The organism is Shimia sp. SK013, from assembly GCF_001292625.1.
Lineage (GTDB): Bacteria > Pseudomonadota > Alphaproteobacteria > Rhodobacterales > Rhodobacteraceae > Shimia.
Genome location: NZ_LAJH01000009.1, coordinates 227045 through 247105, shown reverse-complemented (window position 1 = coordinate 247105; position 20061 = coordinate 227045). Strand labels below are relative to the sequence as shown.

The 20061-nt window shown below is 56.1% G+C and carries 22 protein-coding genes, 1 tRNA gene and 1 other RNA gene; 9 read left to right on the top strand and 15 right to left on the bottom strand.

The annotated features are described in order from the left end of the window. Positions 1-214 precede the first annotated feature (214 nt). The 14 genes from SHIM_RS03710 to SHIM_RS03645 all read right to left on the bottom strand — a co-directional run bounded on the left by SHIM_RS03710 (position 215) and on the right by SHIM_RS03645 (position 13616). Positions 215-304: transfer RNA gene (locus SHIM_RS03710), tRNA-Ser, on the bottom strand. 70 nt (positions 305-374) lie between these two features. Next, positions 375-1112, bottom strand: a complete 738-nt coding sequence (locus tag SHIM_RS03705) for an alanyl-tRNA editing protein (protein WP_054001265.1) — start codon at positions 1110-1112, stop codon at positions 375-377. Then, the gene (locus tag SHIM_RS03700; RefSeq protein ID WP_054001264.1) at positions 1099-3540 is read right to left on the bottom strand and encodes a DUF3772 domain-containing protein; all 2442 of its coding nucleotides are present in this window, start codon (positions 3538-3540) and stop codon (positions 1099-1101) included. Before SHIM_RS03700 ends, SHIM_RS03705 begins: the two co-directional genes overlap by 14 nt. Positions 3541-3555: 15 nt before the next feature. Further along, complete coding sequence (locus tag SHIM_RS03695) at positions 3556-4593, bottom strand: cysteine synthase A (protein ID WP_054001263.1); 1038 nt, start codon at positions 4591-4593, stop codon at positions 3556-3558. Positions 4594-4650: 57 nt separating this feature from the next. Further along, complete coding sequence (locus SHIM_RS03690) at positions 4651-5775, bottom strand: NUDIX domain-containing protein (RefSeq protein WP_054001262.1); 1125 nt, start codon at positions 5773-5775, stop codon at positions 4651-4653. A 3-nt stretch (positions 5776-5778) separates the two neighbouring features. Further along, a complete protein-coding gene (locus SHIM_RS03685; RefSeq protein WP_054001261.1) occupies positions 5779-6213 on the bottom strand; it encodes a TrgA family protein in 435 nt (144 codons plus the stop codon). Next, a complete protein-coding gene (locus SHIM_RS03680; protein ID WP_054001260.1) occupies positions 6213-7421 on the bottom strand; it encodes an SAM-dependent methyltransferase in 1209 nt (402 codons plus the stop codon). Before SHIM_RS03680 ends, SHIM_RS03685 begins: the two co-directional genes overlap by 1 nt. Before the next feature lie 233 nt (positions 7422-7654). Next, positions 7655-8875 carry an aminotransferase class V-fold PLP-dependent enzyme gene (locus SHIM_RS03675; protein WP_054001259.1) on the bottom strand — a complete coding sequence of 407 codons (1221 nt, stop codon included), beginning with the start codon at positions 8873-8875 and terminating at the stop codon, positions 7655-7657. A gap of 81 nt (positions 8876-8956) precedes the next feature. Next, a complete protein-coding gene (locus SHIM_RS03670) occupies positions 8957-9379 on the bottom strand; it encodes an HIT family protein (protein WP_082358273.1) in 423 nt (140 codons plus the stop codon). A 67-nt stretch (positions 9380-9446) separates the two neighbouring features. After that, positions 9447-10439 carry an acrylyl-CoA reductase (NADPH) gene (gene acuI / locus SHIM_RS03665; RefSeq protein ID WP_054001257.1) on the bottom strand — a complete coding sequence of 331 codons (993 nt, stop codon included), beginning with the start codon at positions 10437-10439 and terminating at the stop codon, positions 9447-9449. A 90-nt stretch (positions 10440-10529) separates the two neighbouring features. Beyond that, positions 10530-11633: a dimethylsulfoniopropionate demethylase gene (locus SHIM_RS03660; protein ID WP_054001256.1), complete on the bottom strand. Its 1104-nt coding sequence runs from the start codon at positions 11631-11633 to the stop codon at positions 10530-10532. Beyond that, on the bottom strand, positions 11624-12142 hold the full coding sequence (locus tag SHIM_RS03655; protein ID WP_241488782.1) for a DinB family protein: 519 nt from the start codon (positions 12140-12142) through the stop codon (positions 11624-11626). The genes SHIM_RS03660 and SHIM_RS03655 overlap by 10 nt, the downstream gene beginning before the upstream one ends. After that, a complete protein-coding gene (locus SHIM_RS03650) occupies positions 12142-12828 on the bottom strand; it encodes a DUF1326 domain-containing protein (RefSeq protein ID WP_082358272.1) in 687 nt (228 codons plus the stop codon). The genes SHIM_RS03655 and SHIM_RS03650 overlap by 1 nt, the downstream gene beginning before the upstream one ends. A gap of 26 nt (positions 12829-12854) precedes the next feature. Continuing rightward, on the bottom strand, positions 12855-13616 hold the full coding sequence (locus SHIM_RS03645; protein WP_446740595.1) for a DUF2182 domain-containing protein: 762 nt from the start codon (positions 13614-13616) through the stop codon (positions 12855-12857). 88 nt (positions 13617-13704) lie between these two features. On the opposite strand from SHIM_RS03645, the gene SHIM_RS03640 reads away from it, so the two are divergent. The 8 genes from SHIM_RS03640 (at position 13705) to SHIM_RS03615 (ending at position 18526) form a co-directional block, all read left to right on the top strand. Further along, positions 13705-14439 (top strand): FadR/GntR family transcriptional regulator, encoded by a 735-nt coding sequence (locus tag SHIM_RS03640; RefSeq protein ID WP_054001255.1) that lies wholly within the window; start codon positions 13705-13707, stop codon positions 14437-14439. A 125-nt stretch (positions 14440-14564) separates the two neighbouring features. Then, entirely contained in the window at positions 14565-15050 is a 486-nt protein-coding gene (locus SHIM_RS03635) for a twin-arginine translocation pathway signal (RefSeq protein WP_054001960.1), read from the top strand. Between the two features lie 10 nt (positions 15051-15060). Next, entirely contained in the window at positions 15061-15702 is a 642-nt protein-coding gene (locus SHIM_RS03630; protein ID WP_054001254.1) for a ferric reductase-like transmembrane domain-containing protein, read from the top strand. 92 nt (positions 15703-15794) lie between these two features. Then, positions 15795-16147, top strand: a transfer-messenger RNA (tmRNA) gene (ssrA, locus tag SHIM_RS19855). A gap of 74 nt (positions 16148-16221) precedes the next feature. Further along, the gene (locus tag SHIM_RS03625) at positions 16222-16647 is read left to right on the top strand and encodes an ester cyclase (protein WP_054001253.1); all 426 of its coding nucleotides are present in this window, start codon (positions 16222-16224) and stop codon (positions 16645-16647) included. A 48-nt stretch (positions 16648-16695) separates the two neighbouring features. Further along, entirely contained in the window at positions 16696-17814 is a 1119-nt protein-coding gene (gene chrA / locus SHIM_RS03620) for a chromate efflux transporter (RefSeq protein ID WP_241488781.1), read from the top strand. After that, positions 17702-17959, top strand: coding sequence for a hypothetical protein (locus SHIM_RS20700; protein ID WP_446740600.1), 258 nt, complete (start codon positions 17702-17704; stop codon positions 17957-17959). Before chrA ends, SHIM_RS20700 begins: the two co-directional genes overlap by 113 nt. Positions 17960-18052: 93 nt before the next feature. Next, positions 18053-18526, top strand: coding sequence for an SspB family protein (locus SHIM_RS03615; RefSeq protein WP_054001252.1), 474 nt, complete (start codon positions 18053-18055; stop codon positions 18524-18526). 9 nt (positions 18527-18535) lie between these two features. Here the strand turns inward: SHIM_RS03615 and SHIM_RS03610 are convergent, their stop codons facing one another. Further along, the gene (locus SHIM_RS03610; protein WP_054001251.1) at positions 18536-19438 is read right to left on the bottom strand and encodes a LysR family transcriptional regulator; all 903 of its coding nucleotides are present in this window, start codon (positions 19436-19438) and stop codon (positions 18536-18538) included. A gap of 106 nt (positions 19439-19544) precedes the next feature. On the opposite strand from SHIM_RS03610, the gene SHIM_RS03605 reads away from it, so the two are divergent. Beyond that, positions 19545-20015, top strand: coding sequence for an SRPBCC family protein (locus tag SHIM_RS03605; protein WP_054001250.1), 471 nt, complete (start codon positions 19545-19547; stop codon positions 20013-20015). Positions 20016-20061: the final 46 nt, after the last annotated feature.

Genomic DNA, 20061 nt, shown 5'->3' with positions numbered 1-20061 from the left:
GCTGCGCAAAACGGCTTTGCGATCCTTAGGTGATCTGATGGGCAATCTAGAGACCATCACTTACGAATTTCGGAAGCACCTTGGAACGACAACTCTCTAAGTCCAAACGGCAGCGAAGTCCGCAAAGCGGACGTTGGAAATCTCTAGGTCTCGCCCTGAGGTAAACCTAGGTCTGCAGCGACAAACAGCTGTGGTCTCTATTTTCAGGGGTTTATGGCGGACAGACAGGGATTCGAACCCTGGAGACGGTCTCCCGCCTACACACTTTCCAGGCGTGCGCCTTCGACCACTCGGCCACCTGTCCGTTCCGCGGGTTCTAACGCCAAACGATAGGCGGCTGCAAGAGGCAAAATCAGAAGAATCCCGTGAATTTTCTAGCCAGCCGGCCCATCGTCCAAATGGAGGTAGACGCGTCGGTTCTGCCGGCCCTTTTTCTCGATTTTTCCGATCCTTACGCGGCCGATTTCAGCGGTGTTGGCCACATGCGTTCCGCCACAAGGTTGCAGGTCCACTTGATCGTTGCCCTCGCCGATCCGCACAAGACGCACCTGCCCGGCCCCTTTGGGCGGCTGCACTGACATGGTTTTTACCAAACCGGGATTCGCCTCCAGCTCAGCGTCTGAAATCCACTGCTCACCGACACCCAACTCCCGAGAAATCAGCGCGTTCAACTGAGCCGCCAAACCTTCTTTGTCCTCTGGCGCCTCGGGCATGTCAAAATCCAGCCGACCCTTCTCGACATTGATAGACCCGCCGGTCACAGGCAATGGTATGACCACAGACAACAAGTGTAGCGCCGTGTGCACGCGCATATGGCCGTACCGCCGCCCCCAATCCAGCCGCTGCACCACCAATGTCCCAACTGGCGGCAAAGCCGCAGGTTCAGCCGGCACCAACACGATGTCCCCGTCCGGGGTTTTCATGGTCGTTGCAATTTCAAGCGATTGATGGCCCCACGCCAGAATGCCGCTGTCACCGGGCTGACCGCCTCCGGTGGCGTAAAACATCGTCTGATCCAACACGATGCCACCCTCCGGCGTGTGGGCAACCACTGCACCGTCGGTTTCCTTCAAATAGGCGTCTTCGCGAAACAACAGCTCAGTGGTCGTCACCGGTCTCTCCTTCAAAATCACTTTGGTCCAGATTGTGGGCGCTCTCGCCAGAAGACGCGTCTTTCTTTTTGGGCATCACCGTCTCTTTGGTAAAGTTATGCCGCGAGGATCCCGCAAAATTCTCGGCACCGGGCAACACTTCTGGATTGCGCAGCCACAGGTCTCGTTGCGCAAACGGGATCTCAAAGCCCTCCTCACCGAACCGGCGGGCGATTTCATGGTTCATGTCTGATTTGACCGACAAAACCCAGTTCACATCGCGCAAGATGGCCCGAATCTCAAAATCAAGGGAATCCGCGCCAAATCCCTGAAACACAATCCCCGGCGGAGGATTGGCCAGCACCATCGGGTGCGCTTCCGCAATCTCTCGCAGCACCTGCTCCACGTGTTTGGTGTCGGAGCCATAGGCCACCCCAACCGGCACTATGACGCGCCCCACCGTGTTTCCGCGGGTGTAATTCGTGACAGTGCCCGAAATGAAGTCCGAGTTGGGGACCACAACGTCTGTGCGGTCAAAGGTCTCTATCCGCGTCGCGCGTACCGATATGTCGCGTACATACCCCATCTGCCCGCCAACCTCGATCCAGTCGCCCTCGGTGATTGGCCTCTCGATCAACAGAATGATGCCGCTGACAAAATTTGACACAATGGTCTGCAAACCAAATCCGATGCCAACCGACAAAGCCCCGGCAAACAGCGCAACATTGCCAAGTTCCAGACCGGCGACATTCATCGCAACCAACGCAGCCAGAAAAATCCCGACATATCCCGCGCCCACAACAACGGCATTCTGACCACCGGGATCCAGCTTGGTTTTGGGCAGGATGCTGTCGCGCATCATGCTTTGCGCCAATCGGGTCAGGCCATGACCGACAAAATAGACCAACAAGAACACAAATACGGTGCGCGGTGACAACGTCATGTCGCCAATGCTCAGCCCGTCCGCCAGTTTGCTGCCCATCTCCTGAAGATCGACAACCCGAACGCCCCAAAACAACGCCAGAACCGGCAAAGCCGCCACCACAAGCGTCACACCTACCAAGACCGCCGCAAGCGAGGACTTATCGTCGTCGCTCCCTCCAAGGGCTGCAAAACTCTTTTGGATCAATCGTTGAACAACAAGCAAAAATGCGATCAACAAAACGGTCTTGCTGGTGGCAAATACCAAGAACCCGCCTGCCCGCGTTAACCCAAACACTCCAATCACAACGCTGATCGCCGCCGCCGCCAGCATGAACCGCGCCAAAAACACAACGATTAGCCCAATTGTTGTGTTCTGCGTCTCGTCCTTTGACACCATAAGTTGGCCATGACGTGAAATCAGCCGGCTAAGGATCACAAGGCAACCTGCCCCCAAAACAGCCCAAAGAAAGAACACAACCGACTGTGTGTTAACCTGCCAATTGTCATATCGCGCCAGCTCAGCAAACAGCGTGTTGGCCGCAAGGAAGATCCCGAGAGCATGCAAATCCCTGCGCCCCTGCAACTTTTCTTCTGAGCTAAGCATCACCATCAAAAGCGGGTCTTCATGGCGTGAGAAAATCCGCTCACCCAACCATTTGGCCACAAGGATCTGAAACGTCAGAAGCGGCATGATTGACAGGACAATATCGCCTCTTAAACCGGGCAAATCCGTCGCATAAAACGCTTTGGTCAGGGCAAACACGCCCAGCATCGGCAGAACCACCTGCCCAAACGACACCATAAACATCAAAACCCAGCGTCTGGCGGAGATCACATCGCGCGCCGCCAGCATACGCTGTAGCGTGTCGCGCACCCATCCGCTGCCCCTGAAGAGCAGCAAGCCGCCAATGGCCAAGTAGACAAGTGCCAACGGCAATGACTTCCTAAGCTCTTTGGTGCCGGTTTCGTGCACCCAACTTGTAGAAAGCTCCAGACCGATAAGCTCGAAAGAGCGCATCACATCAGCCAAAGCATCGCCCCAGATCGCTGGGTTAAGCGGCCAGGGCCCCGGTGAAAGCAACAAATCCGTTTGTCGATCACGCATCAGCACATCAATTGATCGGATCAGCTCGCGGGCTTCCGCTTGCGCCAGATCCGCCCGGATCGACGGCGCGCGTTCCATCGCGAGCCGCTTTTGCAATAGATCACGTTCCTGCGCAACATCGTCGGGCTCGCCGCCTTCCGGCACCGGTCCCAAACTGGTCAGCTGAGCATTTATCGTATCGACAGAAACCCGTCGCTTGCCACTTTCCGCACCGAATGAATCCCGCCAGTCGTGAAGCTGCGAGCGCAGTGAATCCATCGCGGCTTCGGAGGCACGGTTGTTGTCGATCGCCTCTTGCGCGCGGCTAACCACACGCTGCCACTCTTCATAGTCAGGTGGCGTACCCTGCGCAAAAGCAGCCGTCACCGACAGTGTGAATATCACCGCAACCGCTGCGGCCAGACGCATCATGGCTGTCATAAAGCCCCTCGCGTATCAGACGTCCTCAAAGACGCCCGGAATACTAGACGGTCCATTCTCGCCCAGCCATTCCGGCGTTGGCAATCCCTTTTCCCGCAAGAAGGTCGGATTGAACAGTTTGGACTGATATCGGGTACCGTAATCGCACAGGATCGTCACGATGGTGTTGCCCGGCCCCATTTGCTTGGCCATGCGCACCGCACCCGCCACATTGATGCCGGATGATCCGCCAAGGCACAAACCTTCTTCTTCAAGAAGATCAAACACATAAGGCAGTGCTTCCTCGTCCGAAATCTGGAAATTCATGTCAGGCGTGAACCCTTCCAAATTGGCAGTGATGCGGCCCTGACCAATGCCTTCGGTGATCGATCCGCCTTCGGATTTCAGCTCACCGTTTTCGTAAAAGTTATAAAGCGCCGCGCCCATCGGATCCGCGAGACCGATCTTTACGCCCTTAGGCTGCAAGGCCTCGGCCACACCGGCCAACGTGCCGCCGGAACCCACCGCACAGGTGAAACCGTCCACCTTGCCACCGGTCTGTTCCCAGATCTCGGGGCCGGTGGTTTCCACATGCGCCTGCCGGTTGGCCACATTATCAAACTGGTTGGCCCAGATCGCCCCATTGGGTTCGGTCTTGGCCAGTTCCGCCGCGAGGCGGCCCGAATAGCGCACATAGTTGTTGGGGTTGCGATAAGGCGCAGCCGGAACCTGAACCAGCTCAGCCCCTGCAAGACGCAGCATGTCTTTCTTTTCCTGGCTTTGCGTTTCAGGAATCACAATTACGGTCTTGAACCCCATCGACGCGCCAACCAGCGCCAGACCAATGCCGGTGTTACCCGCAGTGCCTTCGACGATGGTGCCACCGGGTTTCAGATCCCCCCGCGCAATCGCGTCCTTGATGATGTAAAGCGCCGCACGATCCTTGACCGACTGGCCCGGGTTCATGAACTCGGCTTTGCCGAAAATGTCACAACCCGTCGCTTCACTCACCTTATTGAGCCGGATCAGAGGGGTATTGCCAATCGCTTGGGCCAGATCACGCGCAATGTGCATCTCGGGTCGTCCTTTTCTTGTGTTCGCTTTTCTGTGTAGGCAAGCGCACCGGCAAACTCAAGCGGCAGCGCGCACACGCTCTCGGTGACGTGAAAGCCAAAGCAAAGCCAAAATCAGCGGCGCATTGTCCAACGCCTGACGGTCCACCAGACCCATCACCTCCTCAAAGGAGTAAAGATAGGACCGAATGTCCTCGGCCTCCACTTCAAGACCGGACACACCAACAACTTCATCCGGCAAATCCGCAACGCCAAGGTAGATGTGGAAATACTCGGTGCATCCGCCCGGAGAAGCATAGCATTTCCCTATGCTTTCCAGACGTTGCAAAGTAAGACCTGCTTCTTCTTGTGCCTCACGGTGCGCCGTCTGCACAGGTGTTTCCCCGCCATCCACACGCCCCGCAATTGGCTCCAACTGCCAGGGTTTGTCGTCGCCACGCGCGGTTGGGCCCAGTCGGAATTGCTCCACCAGCATCACCCGATCCCGCACAGGATCATAAGGCAGCACCAGCGCGGCATCCGTCCCCATGAAAACCGCGCGTTTCACGGTTTCAGACATGGTGCCGTCATACCGCCGAAAACTCAGCTCATATTCCTCCATGGAGAAAAAGTTCGCATATGGCCGCTCAAGCTTGCTCACCGTCACATCGCTCAAACTCAGCTGGCTCGGATTGTGCAAAATCTCCTGCGTGCCTGCGATCACCTTTGCGCTCGCCCGCGACTTGATGGTCGGCAACAGCTGGTCCACTTCAGCGCGGCTACGGCTGCCGAAATAACTCATTTCTTCCAGCGCCTTATGCACCGTGAACACCCCGTAAGCGGCCGCCCAGTCCGCGAGCGACCACAGGCCTTCCGGAACCCACGCCGCCGCCTCGCTGACGTAGACCTGCGCGTCCTCGATCCCCTGATCAGAGGTGACCTGCAATGGGATCAGCGCATAGTCATAGCCGCCTTCGTAAAAATCGAGCCTAGCCACGTCGGTTTCCGACAAACCACGCAGCAAAAGCCCGTCAGCATTGCCGTCACCTTTTGCCAGAAACGGAAAATCCTCTCCGCGCACGCCATGTACCAAATGCCCCGAAAGACGCGCCTGTGACATGTCAATCGCGTCCGCTTCCCGTCCCAGCACAACAGCCAAAAGAGGCACATGCCGAAGCGTGCCGTAGACAAACAGATTGGACATGAATTACCCCCAGCGCCGCCGCGCATAATCGGTCGAAACCCCGGACACCACGGCCCCGATCGCAAACATAACAAGGATCACCGGATGGGCCAGATACGACGCATACTCAAGTGAAATAGCAACAACTTGCTCAATGGCTTCAATAGGTTCGGTGTAATGCCGTTTCATTGCACGTTGCAGCATCTCATAGCCGCCAAACACCAGAAGTTCCACAAACACCAATACGACAACACCGGTGACTCCGTTGTTGATCGGCCCCGTACTGCGTGCCTTGGGTCCCATGATCACCCATCCAACGCACAGGCCGACGGCGGCCGCGACCAGAGTCATGGCGCCGGGATTAAACCCTTCGGGCAGCTGCGGTTTCACAAGTTCAGCCCCAAGCGCGCCAATAATGGCGAGACAAATTGCGGCAACCAGTTTGTTTGCGGTGGGCATCAGTTGGGTCTTGATATCGTAATTTGAGTCACGTCGCAGCTTCCACTGTGAAACGCCGCAGCACAAGAGGTCAGATAAAAATTCCACATCCGACGGAACCGAATGTCAAATCCCAGTGGCTGAATTTGGTCCCATCTGGCGTTAAACGTCTCAAACCAACGCCGCAAAGTCTGGCTGTAGCTCTCTCCAAACTCAATGGATCTCTCCACCACTAACCCGGCTCGCTCCACCTCACGGCGCAACGCCACAGGGCTTGGCAACATGCCCCCGGGAAAGATGTATTTCTGAATAAAATCAACATCTTTGCGATAAGAATCAAAGCGTTTGTTCGCAATTGTGATGATTTGCAATGTGGCGTTCCCACCGGGCTTCAACCGCTCCCGAACCGTATCAAAATAAACCGGCCAAAACTTTTCGCCCACAGCCTCGAACATCTCGATACTGGCGATCCCGTCATATGTTGCGGTTTCGTCACGATAGTCCTGCAATTTGAATTCAACCAGATCCGAAATTCCCGCCTTTTCAATGCGTTCCTGCGCAAACTTCAATTGCTCCTCAGAAATCGTCAGCCCGGTCACCCGCAAGCCACGTTCCTTGGCGGCATATTCCGCAAACCCTCCCCAGCCACAACCGATCTCTAAAACATGGTCGCCAGGTTGAACCCCCATCTGATCCACCATCGAGGCATATTTGGCCGTCTGCGCGGCCTCCATACTTTCTTGACCACTGTCAAAGATTGCCGAGGAATAGGTCATGGTTTCGTCCAACCACAATCCGTAAAATTCATTCCCTAAATCATAGTGATACGAGATGTTCTTCTTTGCTTGTGCGCGGGAATTGCGGTTCATCCAGTGGCGCATCCGCTCATAGATGCGCACAAATGCCATTCCCGGAAATCCATCATAGACATCATCGTTGTCAGACCGCAAAAAGTCGCAGAAAGCCTGCAGATCGGGTGTGCTCCACCAGCCATCAAGATAAGCTTCGCAAAACCCAAGCTCACCTTCGCGCATCAACCGCGCAAATGTGTCGCCGTTGTGCACATGCATTTCACACACCGGTCCGGGTAGTGCTCCCTCCGCCCGGAAAATACGTCCATCTGACATAACAAAATCAATGCACCCCTTGTTTGCGTTTTTGGCGATATCAAAAACCGCTGCAAAATACCGTGGCAGGTCGCTCTCATCCTTTGTCGTTGTCAGGACCATCCAAATCTCCCTGTGGTTGGCGTCGTGGGAGACAGGCTAGGCGCTCAAAAGCCTTCTGGGCAAGAAATTATTGCAATTTACGGCTCAAACACGCGGCAAGTGCTGTTGGTCAGCAGAGCTGCAGTCCCAAAAAATCATGGGACATAGATGAATAGCGACGCGCAAGACTTTAAAATTAAACAAAAAGCACATAAAAAGAACCGCGAAGCTTTCGCGGCCTTCTCAGAGTTGCATCACAGAACCGCGTCCAAACTTTCCATGAGCTTCTCGACTTCCGCCTCGGTGGTGTAATGCACAAAACTCAGTCGCAGCACGCCTTTGTTCATGTCCACACCACAGGCATTCAAAGCGCGCACCGCATAGAAATCACCGCCGCCAGCCATGATCCCGCGATCCGCTAGTTGTGTTGCCAAAGCCGCCCCGGGGACATTCGCCGCCAACGCCACCGTTGGTGCGCGGTCCTCGGCCTCCGCTGGACCGATCAGCCGAACGGAATTGCGTGCGGACACATAGTCGAGCAGTGGCTGTAGCAATTTGACTTCGCGCGCCCGCATTAGATCGTGCACCGCCACACCGGTGGCAGTCGGCGTCGCGCCAATCACCCCGTGATGCGCCGCCAATGCTTCGAAATAGTCGACCATGCCGGCGCATGCCGCCACTTGCGCGTGATCCGGTCCGGCTGGTGTGAACCGCTTATAAAGGCTGTCAGCATTGAAATAATGCCCTTGGTTTGGCAACAGCCGTGCAAGGCTTTCGCGCATCACCATGATACCCTGATGCGGCCCGTATGTTTTGTAGCTTGAAAACAGATAGATATCCGCGCCCAACGCGCCGACATCCGGCAAACCGTGCGGCGCATAACTGACTCCGTCCACGCAGACAAATGCGCCCGCCGCATGGCACAACGCGGTGATTTTAGCCACCGGATTGATCTCACCCACGACGTTGGAACAATGTGGAAAACACACCAAACGCACGCGATCATCCAGCAAATCGTTAAGCTTTTCAGGATCCAAATGACCGGTGTCCGGATCAATCTGCCACTCGCGTACTTCAATGCCGTCTTCGGCCAACCGACGCCAAGGCCCTGAATTGGCCTCGTGGTCCTGATTGGTCACGATGATCGCGTCGCCCGGATCCATCCACTGACGGAAAGCCTGCGCCAAGACATACGTGTTTTGCGTGGACGAAGGCCCAAAGGATATTTCGTCGCTCTCGACCCCTAAAAACCCAGCCAGACGCAGACGCGCCTCGTCCATCTCCGCACCGCCGAGTTCACTGGCACGGTAGGGCGCATAAGGCTGCACTTTGCGTTCGCGGTAAAACCGCGTCAGCCGGTCAATCACCGGCGCGCAGGTATAGCTGCCACCGGCATTCTCAAAAAACGCCTGACCTTGCAATGTCTCCTCGGCAAACGCCGGAAACTGCGCCCGTACAAAATCAATATCCAGCATTGCTCACCTCTTTCTGTTTGGGCGCAGCAAACCGCCGCACCCGGCGAAGGTCAAGACCGCTCGCAGCGCAGTTATGTCCGGTCACGCCAGTGCGGCGCGGATTTTGTCGGCTTGTTCTTTCAACACACCAAAATCCGCCATGGTTCCGGGGGGACGCAACTTAAGATCCGCATGGCGCGGCAGCACGTGATAATGCAGGTGAAACACCTCTTGGCCACCGGCCGTTTCGTTGAACTGTTGCACCGTCACACCTTCGGCACCAAAGGCTTGCATCACCGCACGGCCCATCTTTTGTGTGGTGACCAAACACGCCGTTAACTGCGCTGGCGTCGCGTCCAGCATATTGCGACATGCTGTTTTGGGGATCACCAGGCAATGACCGTCTGCTCGCGGCATAATGTCCATGAAAACAAAGGTGTCCTCATCTTCATAAAGCTTTTCACAAGGGATTTCCCCGCGCAGGATTTTTGCGAAAATGTTGTCGTTGTCATAGCTCATGGGCATCTGCCTCCGTCAAAATGCAAAAGCGGGCAAGTTTCCTCACCCGCTGTTGCCGTGATTTGTTGCGCTCTTAGGCGTTGACGTCAACCACAACGCGGCCCTGAACCTGACCTTGCAGAATGTCTGCACCCAATTGCGGCAGATCGCTTAGCGTCGCGGGTTTCACCATGGCTTCCAACTTGTCCATCGGCAGGTCTTTGGCAACCCGCTCCCAGGCGCGCAGACGGTTGTCATAAGGCTGCATCACACTGTCGATCCCCAAGAGATTCACACCGCGCAGCAGGAACGGAATGACAGTCGCAGGCAAGCCCGCACCACCTGCAAGGCCAACGGCCGCAACGGAGCCGCCGTATTTCATCTGACCCAACACCCGTGCCAACATCGCGCCACCAACGGCATCCACACACCCGGCCCAAGTCTCGGCCTCAAGTGGACGTTTCACCGTCTCGTTGATCTCTTCGCGAGCCACGACCTGTGTCGCGCCCAATGATTTCAGATACTCAGCACTTTCCGGCCGTCCGGTCACACCGGCAACCTCGTAGCCACGGTTGGCCAAAATCGCCACCGCCACCGAACCAACACCACCCGCAGCACCGGTCACCAGAACCGGCCCCTGATCCGGCGTCAGGCCGTGATCCTCAAGCGCCATTACCGACAACATTGAGGTAAAGCCCGCGGTGCCCACGGCCATCGCTTGCGCAGGTGTCAAACCCACAGGCAGTGGCACCAGCCAATCAGCTTTAACCCGCGCCTTCTGCGCATAGCCGCCCCAATGCATTTCACCGACGCGCCAACCGGTCAGCACAACTTTATCACCCGGCTTGTAGCGGTCGTCATTTGACGCTTCTACCGTGCCGGCAAAGTCGATCCCCGGAATATGTGGATAGTTGCGCACCAAGCCGCCGCCTTTGGGCGACAGGCACAGACCGTCTTTGTAGTTCACCGTCGAATATTCGACCGCCACGGTCACATCCCCATCCGGCAACGCGCTTTCGTCGATCTCCTTGATCACCGCGCTCGCCAGACCCTCGTCGTTCTGTTCCATCATCAGTGCTTTGAACATTTCATCTCTCCTTTGCGCCGACGGTCAGACCCATCAGCCTCATCTTGCATTATTTGTATGCGACAGAGGCCCTGCCCCCTGCAGCGTTCTCTATTGCCAAAAGGCTTCATAAACCGTCGCCGGACGCACCCCGTCCGGTGTCACCACATCAACTTCAGTGCCGCTGTTCCAATGCGTCATGCGGATCATGCCGATCGACACATTGGTGTTGAAATCAGGTGACCAGGCGCTGCTGCTGATATTGCCCACGTGTTGTTCGCCATCCATCACCGGCCACAGCTGGCCACACGGCGGAACTGGCGCGCCGTGAATTTCAACCGGCCGAATTTGACGCACAGGCCCTTCTTGCGCCACCCGCAACAAGGCATCACGTCCGACACAGCCAATTGCTGTGTTGGTGTTACAGAACCGCCCGAGCCCGCATTCGTGCGGCGTATTGTCGTCGGTCATATCGTTGCCATAGCTCAGCAATCCGCCCTCAATGCGTTCAATCAGGTTCGGACAGCCCGCATGCGCATCCAGATCTTTGCCCGCTTCCATAAGGGCGTTCCACAGCGGCATACCGATGTCACTTCCCTCAACGTAAATCTCAAATCCGCCTTGCTTGGAATATCCTGATCGCGCCACCACCAGACTGCGCCCCTGAAAATCAAACCAGCCGAACCGGAAAAACCGCACGCTGCGAATTTTTTCACCAAACACCCGCACCATCAATTCTTCTGCCTTCGGCCCTTGAACTGCAAGCGGGCTAACGTCCGGTTCATCCACAAGCACGTCAAGGCGATACCCATAGGCGATGCCTTTGACCCAAAACAACAAATCGCTGTCGGCAATCGAGATCCACCAGCGGTCTTCGGCCAGTTTCACCGCCACCGGATCGTTCAACATGCCGCCGGTTTCATCGACAATCGGCACATAATAACACTGTCCGGGCAGCATCCCGCGCAAGTCACGCGGTGTCAGCATCTGCATCAACCGGCTTGCATCCGGTCCGCGTACTTCGACTTGGCGCTCGACGGAAACGTCCCAAATCTGAACCGCCTCTTTCAGATGCCGATAGTCTTCTTCAACCGACCGGAACACGGTTGGCAAAAGCATACGATTATAGGTCGTGTAGGCTTTGACGCCTGCGGCCTCAACACCAACAGAAAACGGTGTCCGGCGCAGCCGCCGCGATGGAGAAATCAGTGCCATGAAGTGTCCTCCGGCATCAAAACAAGATCGGTATCACCCGGAGTCCGCCCAAAGCTTGTCAGCAATGCATGGATTTGCCCGCGATGATGGGTTTGGTGGTTAAACAGATGTACAGCGCACAGCCCCACAGGTTTGTGCATGTCTTTGTCCAGCATTTGCGCATACCACTGCAATTCACCACTTAAGCTTTCGGGGGTAACGCATTCCGCCCATTGCAAAATTCGCTGATCCATGCGCTGACGTTCCTGCGCCCAGATTGCAAATGTCGCGCAAAGATCCACATGATCTTTCGCGGCAACCGCAGGTCCATCACCTCCGTCAAACCGGCTCATCCACAGGGTATCGCCCCACAGAATGTGATTGAGCGTCGCCATGACCGAGCCGAAGAACGCACCACGATCGGCCCGCAAATTCGCCTCGGTCAGCTTTTCACACGCCGCCCGCAGCTGTCCGTTCTGCCACGCGTTATACTGCGCCATCACCAGACAATATTCAGGCGTCGCCATCATCAGCGGGGACCGTGCCAGTCGATCTGACAGATTTCGGCGGACCGACCGTCAAAATCCCACACCCGACCAAAGGCGCGCACCCGCCCCTTTGAGGCCGTCGCCACAGTGATATCCGGACCCATCCAGTATTTGGTATTGGAGATCACGATCTCCTCATCCGCATCTTTGCCTTCCACAGGGAAAACAACGCCATCGATTTTGCGACCCACAGTGATATGGCGCGTCTTGCCGTCGGTGTCATATCTGACTGGCTGACGCTCAACGCCAATGATTTCGCCAACCAGCACGCTAAACAGCCCGGTTGTGCCTTTGGCTTTTCCTGAGAAAATATCGATCAGCGCATTATACGCCGCGTCGCTGGCACGCTCGTCAATGAACAACGCAACTTTCCAGTTACCTCGGCTCATCATGCCGGGAATCTCGATCAACAGACCGATGTTCAGCCCCGACAAATCCACGTCACCGTATTGTCCTTCGTCGATGCGCACACCGCCCCAGGTCTGACAGTGACCTTCGGTTGGCGGGTGCAAACCAAGGCTGACAACGCACGGACAGAACACCGTACAGTTACAGTTCAGGATAAGTTCGCCCTTGATGGTCCAAGGGATTGTACCCAAACCGGATTTTGCCGCCGCCGGATGGCGGTTGTCGATCTTAGCGGGCGCTGTAGTGCGATCCGATGCCATGTTCAGTCCTCCTCAAAGTGTTCCGTTTACAGGGCGCCCACGGCGACCAAAGCCGCCAACGCCAAAAGCGCCGCGCCCAAGGGCCGTGTCACCCACCGCCCGATGTCGGGCAATTTCTCAAAAACCATGATCAGCGTGGCCAGCCCCATAAAGGCGAGGTTCATCACGCCGCCTACAAACGCCAACAACATCAGCGCCCAGCAGCAGCCTAAACAGGTCAACCCAAGCCGCAAACCGTTCCTCCACGCGCCCTCATCCCAGTGCTGCATGAAAAACGTCATCGGCATGCGGCATTTGCTCAGGCAGGCTTCTTTCAGTGTCGAGAACTGATAAATCCCCGCCACTGCGAGCAGCCCCGCTGACAGAAGATTTGACCGGCTTTCCCCCAACGCGCCCAACAATCCGCCCTGAAACAGCGCCATCTGAACCGCTGTGGCCGCCACCGAAAACCCGATCCAAACCACAAAATAACCTGCCACCTGCAGACCGAAGTTTGCCCCAGGCGCTTGCCGCGCTAGATCATCATAAGTGGCAAACGCGGGCAAAGCCGTCGGCGCCATCATCGCCGCGCTCATCACGACCCACATCAACAGCACGCGGGCAAATCCTGCGGCGTCCGGCGTGATCGTGCACAGGCTTGTCCAAAAGTCCGCGCCATAGACCGCATTCAACTGCCGCATCTCGGCAGGAACAGCCATAATGAACAACACAACCCACGCCACAATGATGCCGCCAAACAGCGTCAACCAATGCCAACCGGTCATGGAACGGATGCGATCTGCGACCATCCCGGCGATCCTCCCTTGCCGCGACTCACGTTATGCGATTTAAAATGTCAGACAATTAAACACTCCGCAAATACTAAATGTCAGACAAATGAAAATAGACCCAAAAAGCTCCGCCGACCTGTCGGCTCAAATCGCCAAAGCAATCCGTGACGCCATCGTCGGCGGCGAGATGATTGTTGACGAACGCCTGCCGTCCGAAACCGAGCTTTGCGACCAATTCGATGTCTCACGCTCCACTGTGCGCGAGGCCCTGAAACGTCTGGCCGCGCAAAACCTGATCCGCACCCAGCGCGGCGCCACCGGTGGCGCGTTTGTGCGCCGGCTCAGCTATGATGAGGCGCAGGCCCAGCACGTCACCACATCGACCCTGCTGCTGTCGATGAACGCGGTCGATTTTGAAACCGCCTGCGAGGCCCGCTTCGCCCTTGAACGTGCTTGCGCCCCGCTTTCTGCCGAACGCCGCACGCCGGACAACCTCGCCACAATGCGCGCGGAAATTCACCGCCAGGGTCAGCCGGGTTTGTCCGACGAACGGTTTTGTGATTCCGACGTCGCATTTCACCGAGCGCTTGTCGACGGAGCGGGCAATCCGGTTTTGTCTTATCAACTCGCCGGTGCGGTCGAGGCCATGCAGCCCCTGATGAATATGATCACTTTCACGCAGCGAAATCGTGATCAAATCATCAATCTCCACACCCAAATCGCGGACGCACTTGAGGCACAGAATGGCGTCAGGGCCGACACGGCACTTGCGGAATTGTCGGACTACACCCTGACACTGGGCCGTCAGGCCATGGAGGCCCGCGCCAACCGCGCCAAGTAGTAACCGCTGTGCCCGCTCAGGCGCGGCGATCTCGTCGCCGCTCACGTCCCGCGCTCACGCATATGTGCATCTCGGTACCCGATATGCTGTGGCATGATGGGATAACCCGTTCAAAGGAGCATATGATGCACGCACCTTTTTATAACCGCCGCTCATTCTTGCGCTCTGCCGGGCTGACAACCTTGGCGATTTCCGCGGGATTGGCCTCCCCGGTGACAGCGCAAACCTTCAAGCCAACCAAAACCATGCGGGGCGGTGCCAACAACTATCAACCCAATGCGCCGTTTCGCGACGCGCTTGGAGAGGGCTTCCACATCAGTGGCAAAGTTCGCCTTGCCGGCAAAGGCCAGCCCATCGGTAACGCGCGCATTCAGATTTGGGCCGCCACAACCATCGGCGGCGAGCGCGAACCGCGCAATCACGGCTCGGTGCTGACGCAGGCGGATGGATCCTATCATTTGGAAATGCACCAGATCGTTCCTAATTTCGGTCAACCACATGCGCATCTCGCTTATGATGACCCCCACTTCGAAACCGTGTTTCTGCGCCCTGTGATGCCAAGCGCCAAAGACACCTCCCTGAACGTCGACTTTGTCCTGACACCGGCGTAACCTGCCGTACATGGCGCAAACGGAAACAAAGCGAACACGCCGCTCAAACACCAGTTCCATTGTGATTTGGAGCGGGCTTATTCTCGCCTTGGCGACCCCGCTGATCGTTGCCAGCTTCAACCCCTATCTCGCCTATCGAAATCCCGCCTACATCGCAGCCGGTTTCGCGGGCATCTTGGCATTGTTGCTGCTCATCTTGCAGCCACTCCTCGCAGGCGGCCTCCTGCCAAACGTGCCCCCGCGCACAGCGCGCCTTTGGCACCGCGCCACCGGTAGCCTGATAATTGTGGCCGTTGTCGTGCATGTCGCCGGCCTATTTGTGACCAGCCCGCCGGACACGCTTGATGCATTGTTGCTGGTCTCCCCGACGCCCTTCTCACTCTATGGTGTGGTGGCACTCTGGGGCGTCATCCTAACCGGGCTACTGGTCACACTTCGCCGCAAATTGCCGCTGCGCTATTTGCCTTGGGCTATCCTGCACAACACTCTGGCTTTCTTGATTGTGATGGCGACCGTTGTTCATGCGCTCCTTATAGACGGCACGATGGGACCGCTTACAAAGTGGCTGGCCTGCCTCGTGGTTGTGTTGCTGACCACTTGGGTTTTGTACGACATCCGCATCCGACGGAAAAGGGCGCCCTCAAGCGGCTGAATACGCTGATCGGGTGCACGCCAAATGCACTCCCGCAATACCCACGCAATACCGACGCGTTGCAGACAGGCCTTTTTGGGCCTTTTCTACAAACCCTTGCGACTCGCGCGCGGCACGCTTATCTAAAGGATGTCTCTTCGGGGACTATGGACATAAACGCGCTTGCAATAAACGGATCGGACCCGGGGGCGGTACCCGGCGTCTCCACCAAACATCCTTCATTTGGGGATCATGGGGACGAAATAGGATCGACGGACGTCTAAAGAAGTTAGCTTTGTTTCGGCTGTCTGCCACCGTTATCGGCGAAACTTGTACAATTGCAAATGACAATCGTGCTCCGGCAATGGCAGTTGCAGCGTAAGCTGTAAATGTCGCCGAAACTAACTCCTTGGGTTTAGCGACCTAAGGCGGGGTTCGCAGGCACCTGGCAACAGAAGCCTGCACTTTCCTACACATCCGGTAACCTTTCGCTAACCAATTTGGGTTACTTCTTGACTTGGGGGCTTAGGGTAAAAGCCAATGAACAAAAAATCTATTCTCACCAACTGGTATCAACGCGTTTGGGTCGAATTTGATCTGACAGCCATTGACGAGTATCTCGCGCCCGACACTGAGGCAGAGGGCCTTCTGCCCGAGTTCTCGGTCGATGCTAAGGACTTTCGCGCGCTTGTTCCGATGTGTTTGGCCTTGGTCGAAAACTTGGAAGTAAGCGTCGACAAAGTCTTGGAAGACGGCGATTGGGCGGCTGCATTGATTTCAATGCGGGCAATTAGTCCCACGACAAGCCAGCCTGTGATGGTAACAGGGCAGCTATTTGCGCGCTTTAAAGAAGATAAGATCGTCGAAGCCTACAACGGGCTCGATACCATGTCTTTCTTTACGCAGTTGGGCTTGTTGCCAGAGCAATCCCTGGAATTCTGCTTGTCGGGGCAAAAGGTTGCCTAACGCAAAGGTATAGCTTGCTTTTTGGGGCGGCACGGTTAGCAAAGACACGTGCAACATCAAACGCCCCGATCCGAGCTTTTCCGCACCTTTGGGCGCATTGGGCTGTTGTCGTTTGGCGGTCCCGCCGCGCAAATCAGTTTGATGCACCAAAGCCTTGTTGAAGACAAAGGCTGGCTCAAGGAAAAGGACTTCCTCGGCGCACTGTCGTTTTGCATGTTGTTACCCGGACCGGAGGCCATGCAACTGGCCACTTTCTGTGGCTGGAAGCTGCGCGGAACTATTGGCGGTCTAATCGCGGGATTGTTGTTTTTCCTGCCCGGCGCTCTCGTTATTTTTTCCTTGGTTGCAGTCTATGCCGCGTTCGGAGACACCCCACTTATCAGCGCAGCGTTTTTGGGCGTCAAAGCAGCAGTGGTCGCCATAGTTTTGCAAGCTTTGATGCGTCTTGGCGCAAAAATGCTCACAACATGGCCAAACCGCTTGGTCGCGATGGCCAGCCTCGTTGCACTGTATACCGGGCTTTTGCCTTTCCCTGCGGTGATGGCCCTCGCGGCAATCGTCGGTTTGGCCTTCGGCGCCACATCCGAACCAACCCCAAGCCTCGCGCCATCACACCCAAACATCGCCCACACAGGCCGCACCATTTTGATCTGGGGTGCACTTTGGCTCATTCCTATTGCTGTTCTTTTCACGCTCGACGCGCCATTCCTGCAAGATGTCGCTCTGTTTTTCTCGCGCCTCGCTGTCGTGACTTTTGGCGGCGCCTACGCCGTACTGACCTATATGGTACAGACGGTGGTACAAGACTTCGGCTGGCTTACTACCGATCAAATGATGGACGCATTGGGCCTTGCTGAAACAACACCCGGCCCATTGATCCTTGTCACTCAGTTCGTCGCGACCCTTGCGGGAACACAATTCGGCGGACTCGGATTGGGAATTGCAGCGGGTTTGACGGCCCTCTGGTGCACGTTCACCCCCCTGTTTTTTATGGATTTTTGCAGGCGCCCCGCATGTCGATCGTATTCTTGCGGCCCCAAGATTAAACGCTGCACTGACCTATATTTCCGCGGCTGTTGTCGGCGTCATCGCCAACCTTGGCATCTGGTTCACGATCAATTTGGTTTTTGCGGAAACAGTCCAAACACAGGTCGGTCTGCTTCCTGATCTTTCTTCTATCGATGTCACTGCCGCGGCGTTAACAACGCTTGCCACAGGCTTGATGCTTGGTCTGCGTGTTTCACTTTTGACCACTCTGGGTCTCTGCGCTCTGGCGGCCATTATTGCCAGCCTCGCAGGCGGCGCGCTGTAAAGTCACAAGCCCAAGCGCTAAAATTCGCGCAGTCGTCTTTTGTTTCGCGCCGAATCTACTATGCTGACATCACGTCACTCAAAGAGAAGAGCCATGTCCCGCACCATCGATTATGGAAACCTCATGCACCGCGCCATGCGGTCGCTTATTCAAGATGTGCTCACTGATGTTCAATCCGATGGCCTGCCGGGCGAACACCACTTCTTTATCACCTTTGATACACAGCACCCAGACGTGGACATCGCGCCTTGGCTGATGGATCGTTACCCCGGTGAAATGACCGTTGTTATGCAGCATTGGTATGACAACCTCACCGTTACGGACGAAGGCTTCGGCGTCACGTTGAATTTCGGCGACAATCCGGAACCGCTGTATATCCCGTATGATTCCATCGAAACATTCGTTGACCCTTCGGTCGAGTTTGGCTTGCGCTTTGAAACGCAAGACGACGAAGACGAGGACCACGAACTGCAGGATGAAATCGAAGACGATATCGAAATCGAGGATGTGCCCGAAGAACCGCGCAAAGATGCCGAAGTTGTGTCTCTGGATAGCTTCCGCAAGTAACAGGCAGCCTTAAGTGCCACCCAAACCGTCGTCTTCGCCGCAAATTCTTTTGCGCCGTGCGCGGATTTCCTGTGCCACAAAATCTACAAACCGCCGCACCCGCATGGTTTTGCGCAACTCTCCATGCATCAAAAGCCAAATCCACCGGTTCAACTCAATCTCCGTCCCCGGCAGTTGCACAAAATCGGAATCACCATAGACACAGGACGCTGGCAAATAGCCAAACCCCATCCCGGCCCGGATCATTTCCTTTTGCATCACGACCTCGCGCGCCACATGCCGCGCGTTTGCTTTGCTATACAGGGTGCGGGCACTCCAACGTTGCACATCATCCGTATCGGTCCATGCCACCCAATCAAGCCCCTGCCCGTCCGGACCAGCGCGCGAGACTTTTTCTGCCAAATACGCGCGACTGCAATAGATCCCGATCGCTGTCTGCGCCAGTTTTCTCCCGACCACATCATCAGTCACATCATAGGCGACGCGGATCGACACATCCGCTTCAAAACGGTTGAGGTCCTCAAACTTGTTGGTCACCGAAATGTCCAACGTAATATCCGGATAGGTATCTGAAAACGCGCCAAAAATCTCCGGCAAGAAATCAAAAGCCAAGATCGGCGGCACGGACACTTTCACGATCCCAACAGCCTCCTGATCAAGGCCCAAAACCCGCGCCTTCGCGCCGTTCATGGCATCTTCTGCCGTTTCGGCGAGCGGCAACAAGCTTTCTCCGGCAAGCGTCAATGTCATACCGCCGCGCGTTCGATCAAACAGCCGAACACCATAGCTTTGCTCAAGTGCTTTGACATGGCGATCAACCGTCGCATGAGTGGCGCCAAGCGACAACGCCGCCGCTCTCAGGCTGCCATTGCGCGCAATCGCAAGAAAATACGGCATTGCTGACCAGTCCATCACGTGCGTCCTTGTCTTAAAAACTAACCACAACGTCTCAATTTCAACGGTTCCGGTTCAAAATATAGCCACTTACTTGTTCTTAACAACAGGAGGAGACACCAACATGCCCGAAGTCACGGTTCACACCACCATAAACGCACCAGTCGAGGACGTCTGGACCGCTTGGGATGACTATGCCCACATCGAAAAATTCAACCCTAACCTCAGCCGCTCATTTCTACTGGACGGCAGCCATAACACCGGACTGGGCGCCGAGCGTCAGTGCACTATGACGGACGGCAAGAATTTCATTCAGGAACGCATCGTTGACTACCAACCCAACCGCCGCATGAAAGTTGAAATCTTTGACGGAACCTTCCCGCTCAAGGAAAACTTCGCCACCATCGACATGCGCCAAACTGGTCCAAACAAGACCGAGCTTCATTTCAAAATGGAGTTTGTACCAAAATATGGCCTGCTTGGTCGGTTGATGGTGCCCATGATGAAGCCACAGTTTCGCAAACTTCTTGGGTCGCTGATTGACGCCAACAAGGCCTATATCGAACGTGGCGAAGTGGTCGCGCGCGCCGCGTAACCGACAAATTGCGGGGCTGCGACCATTCGCAGCCCCGCAATACGCC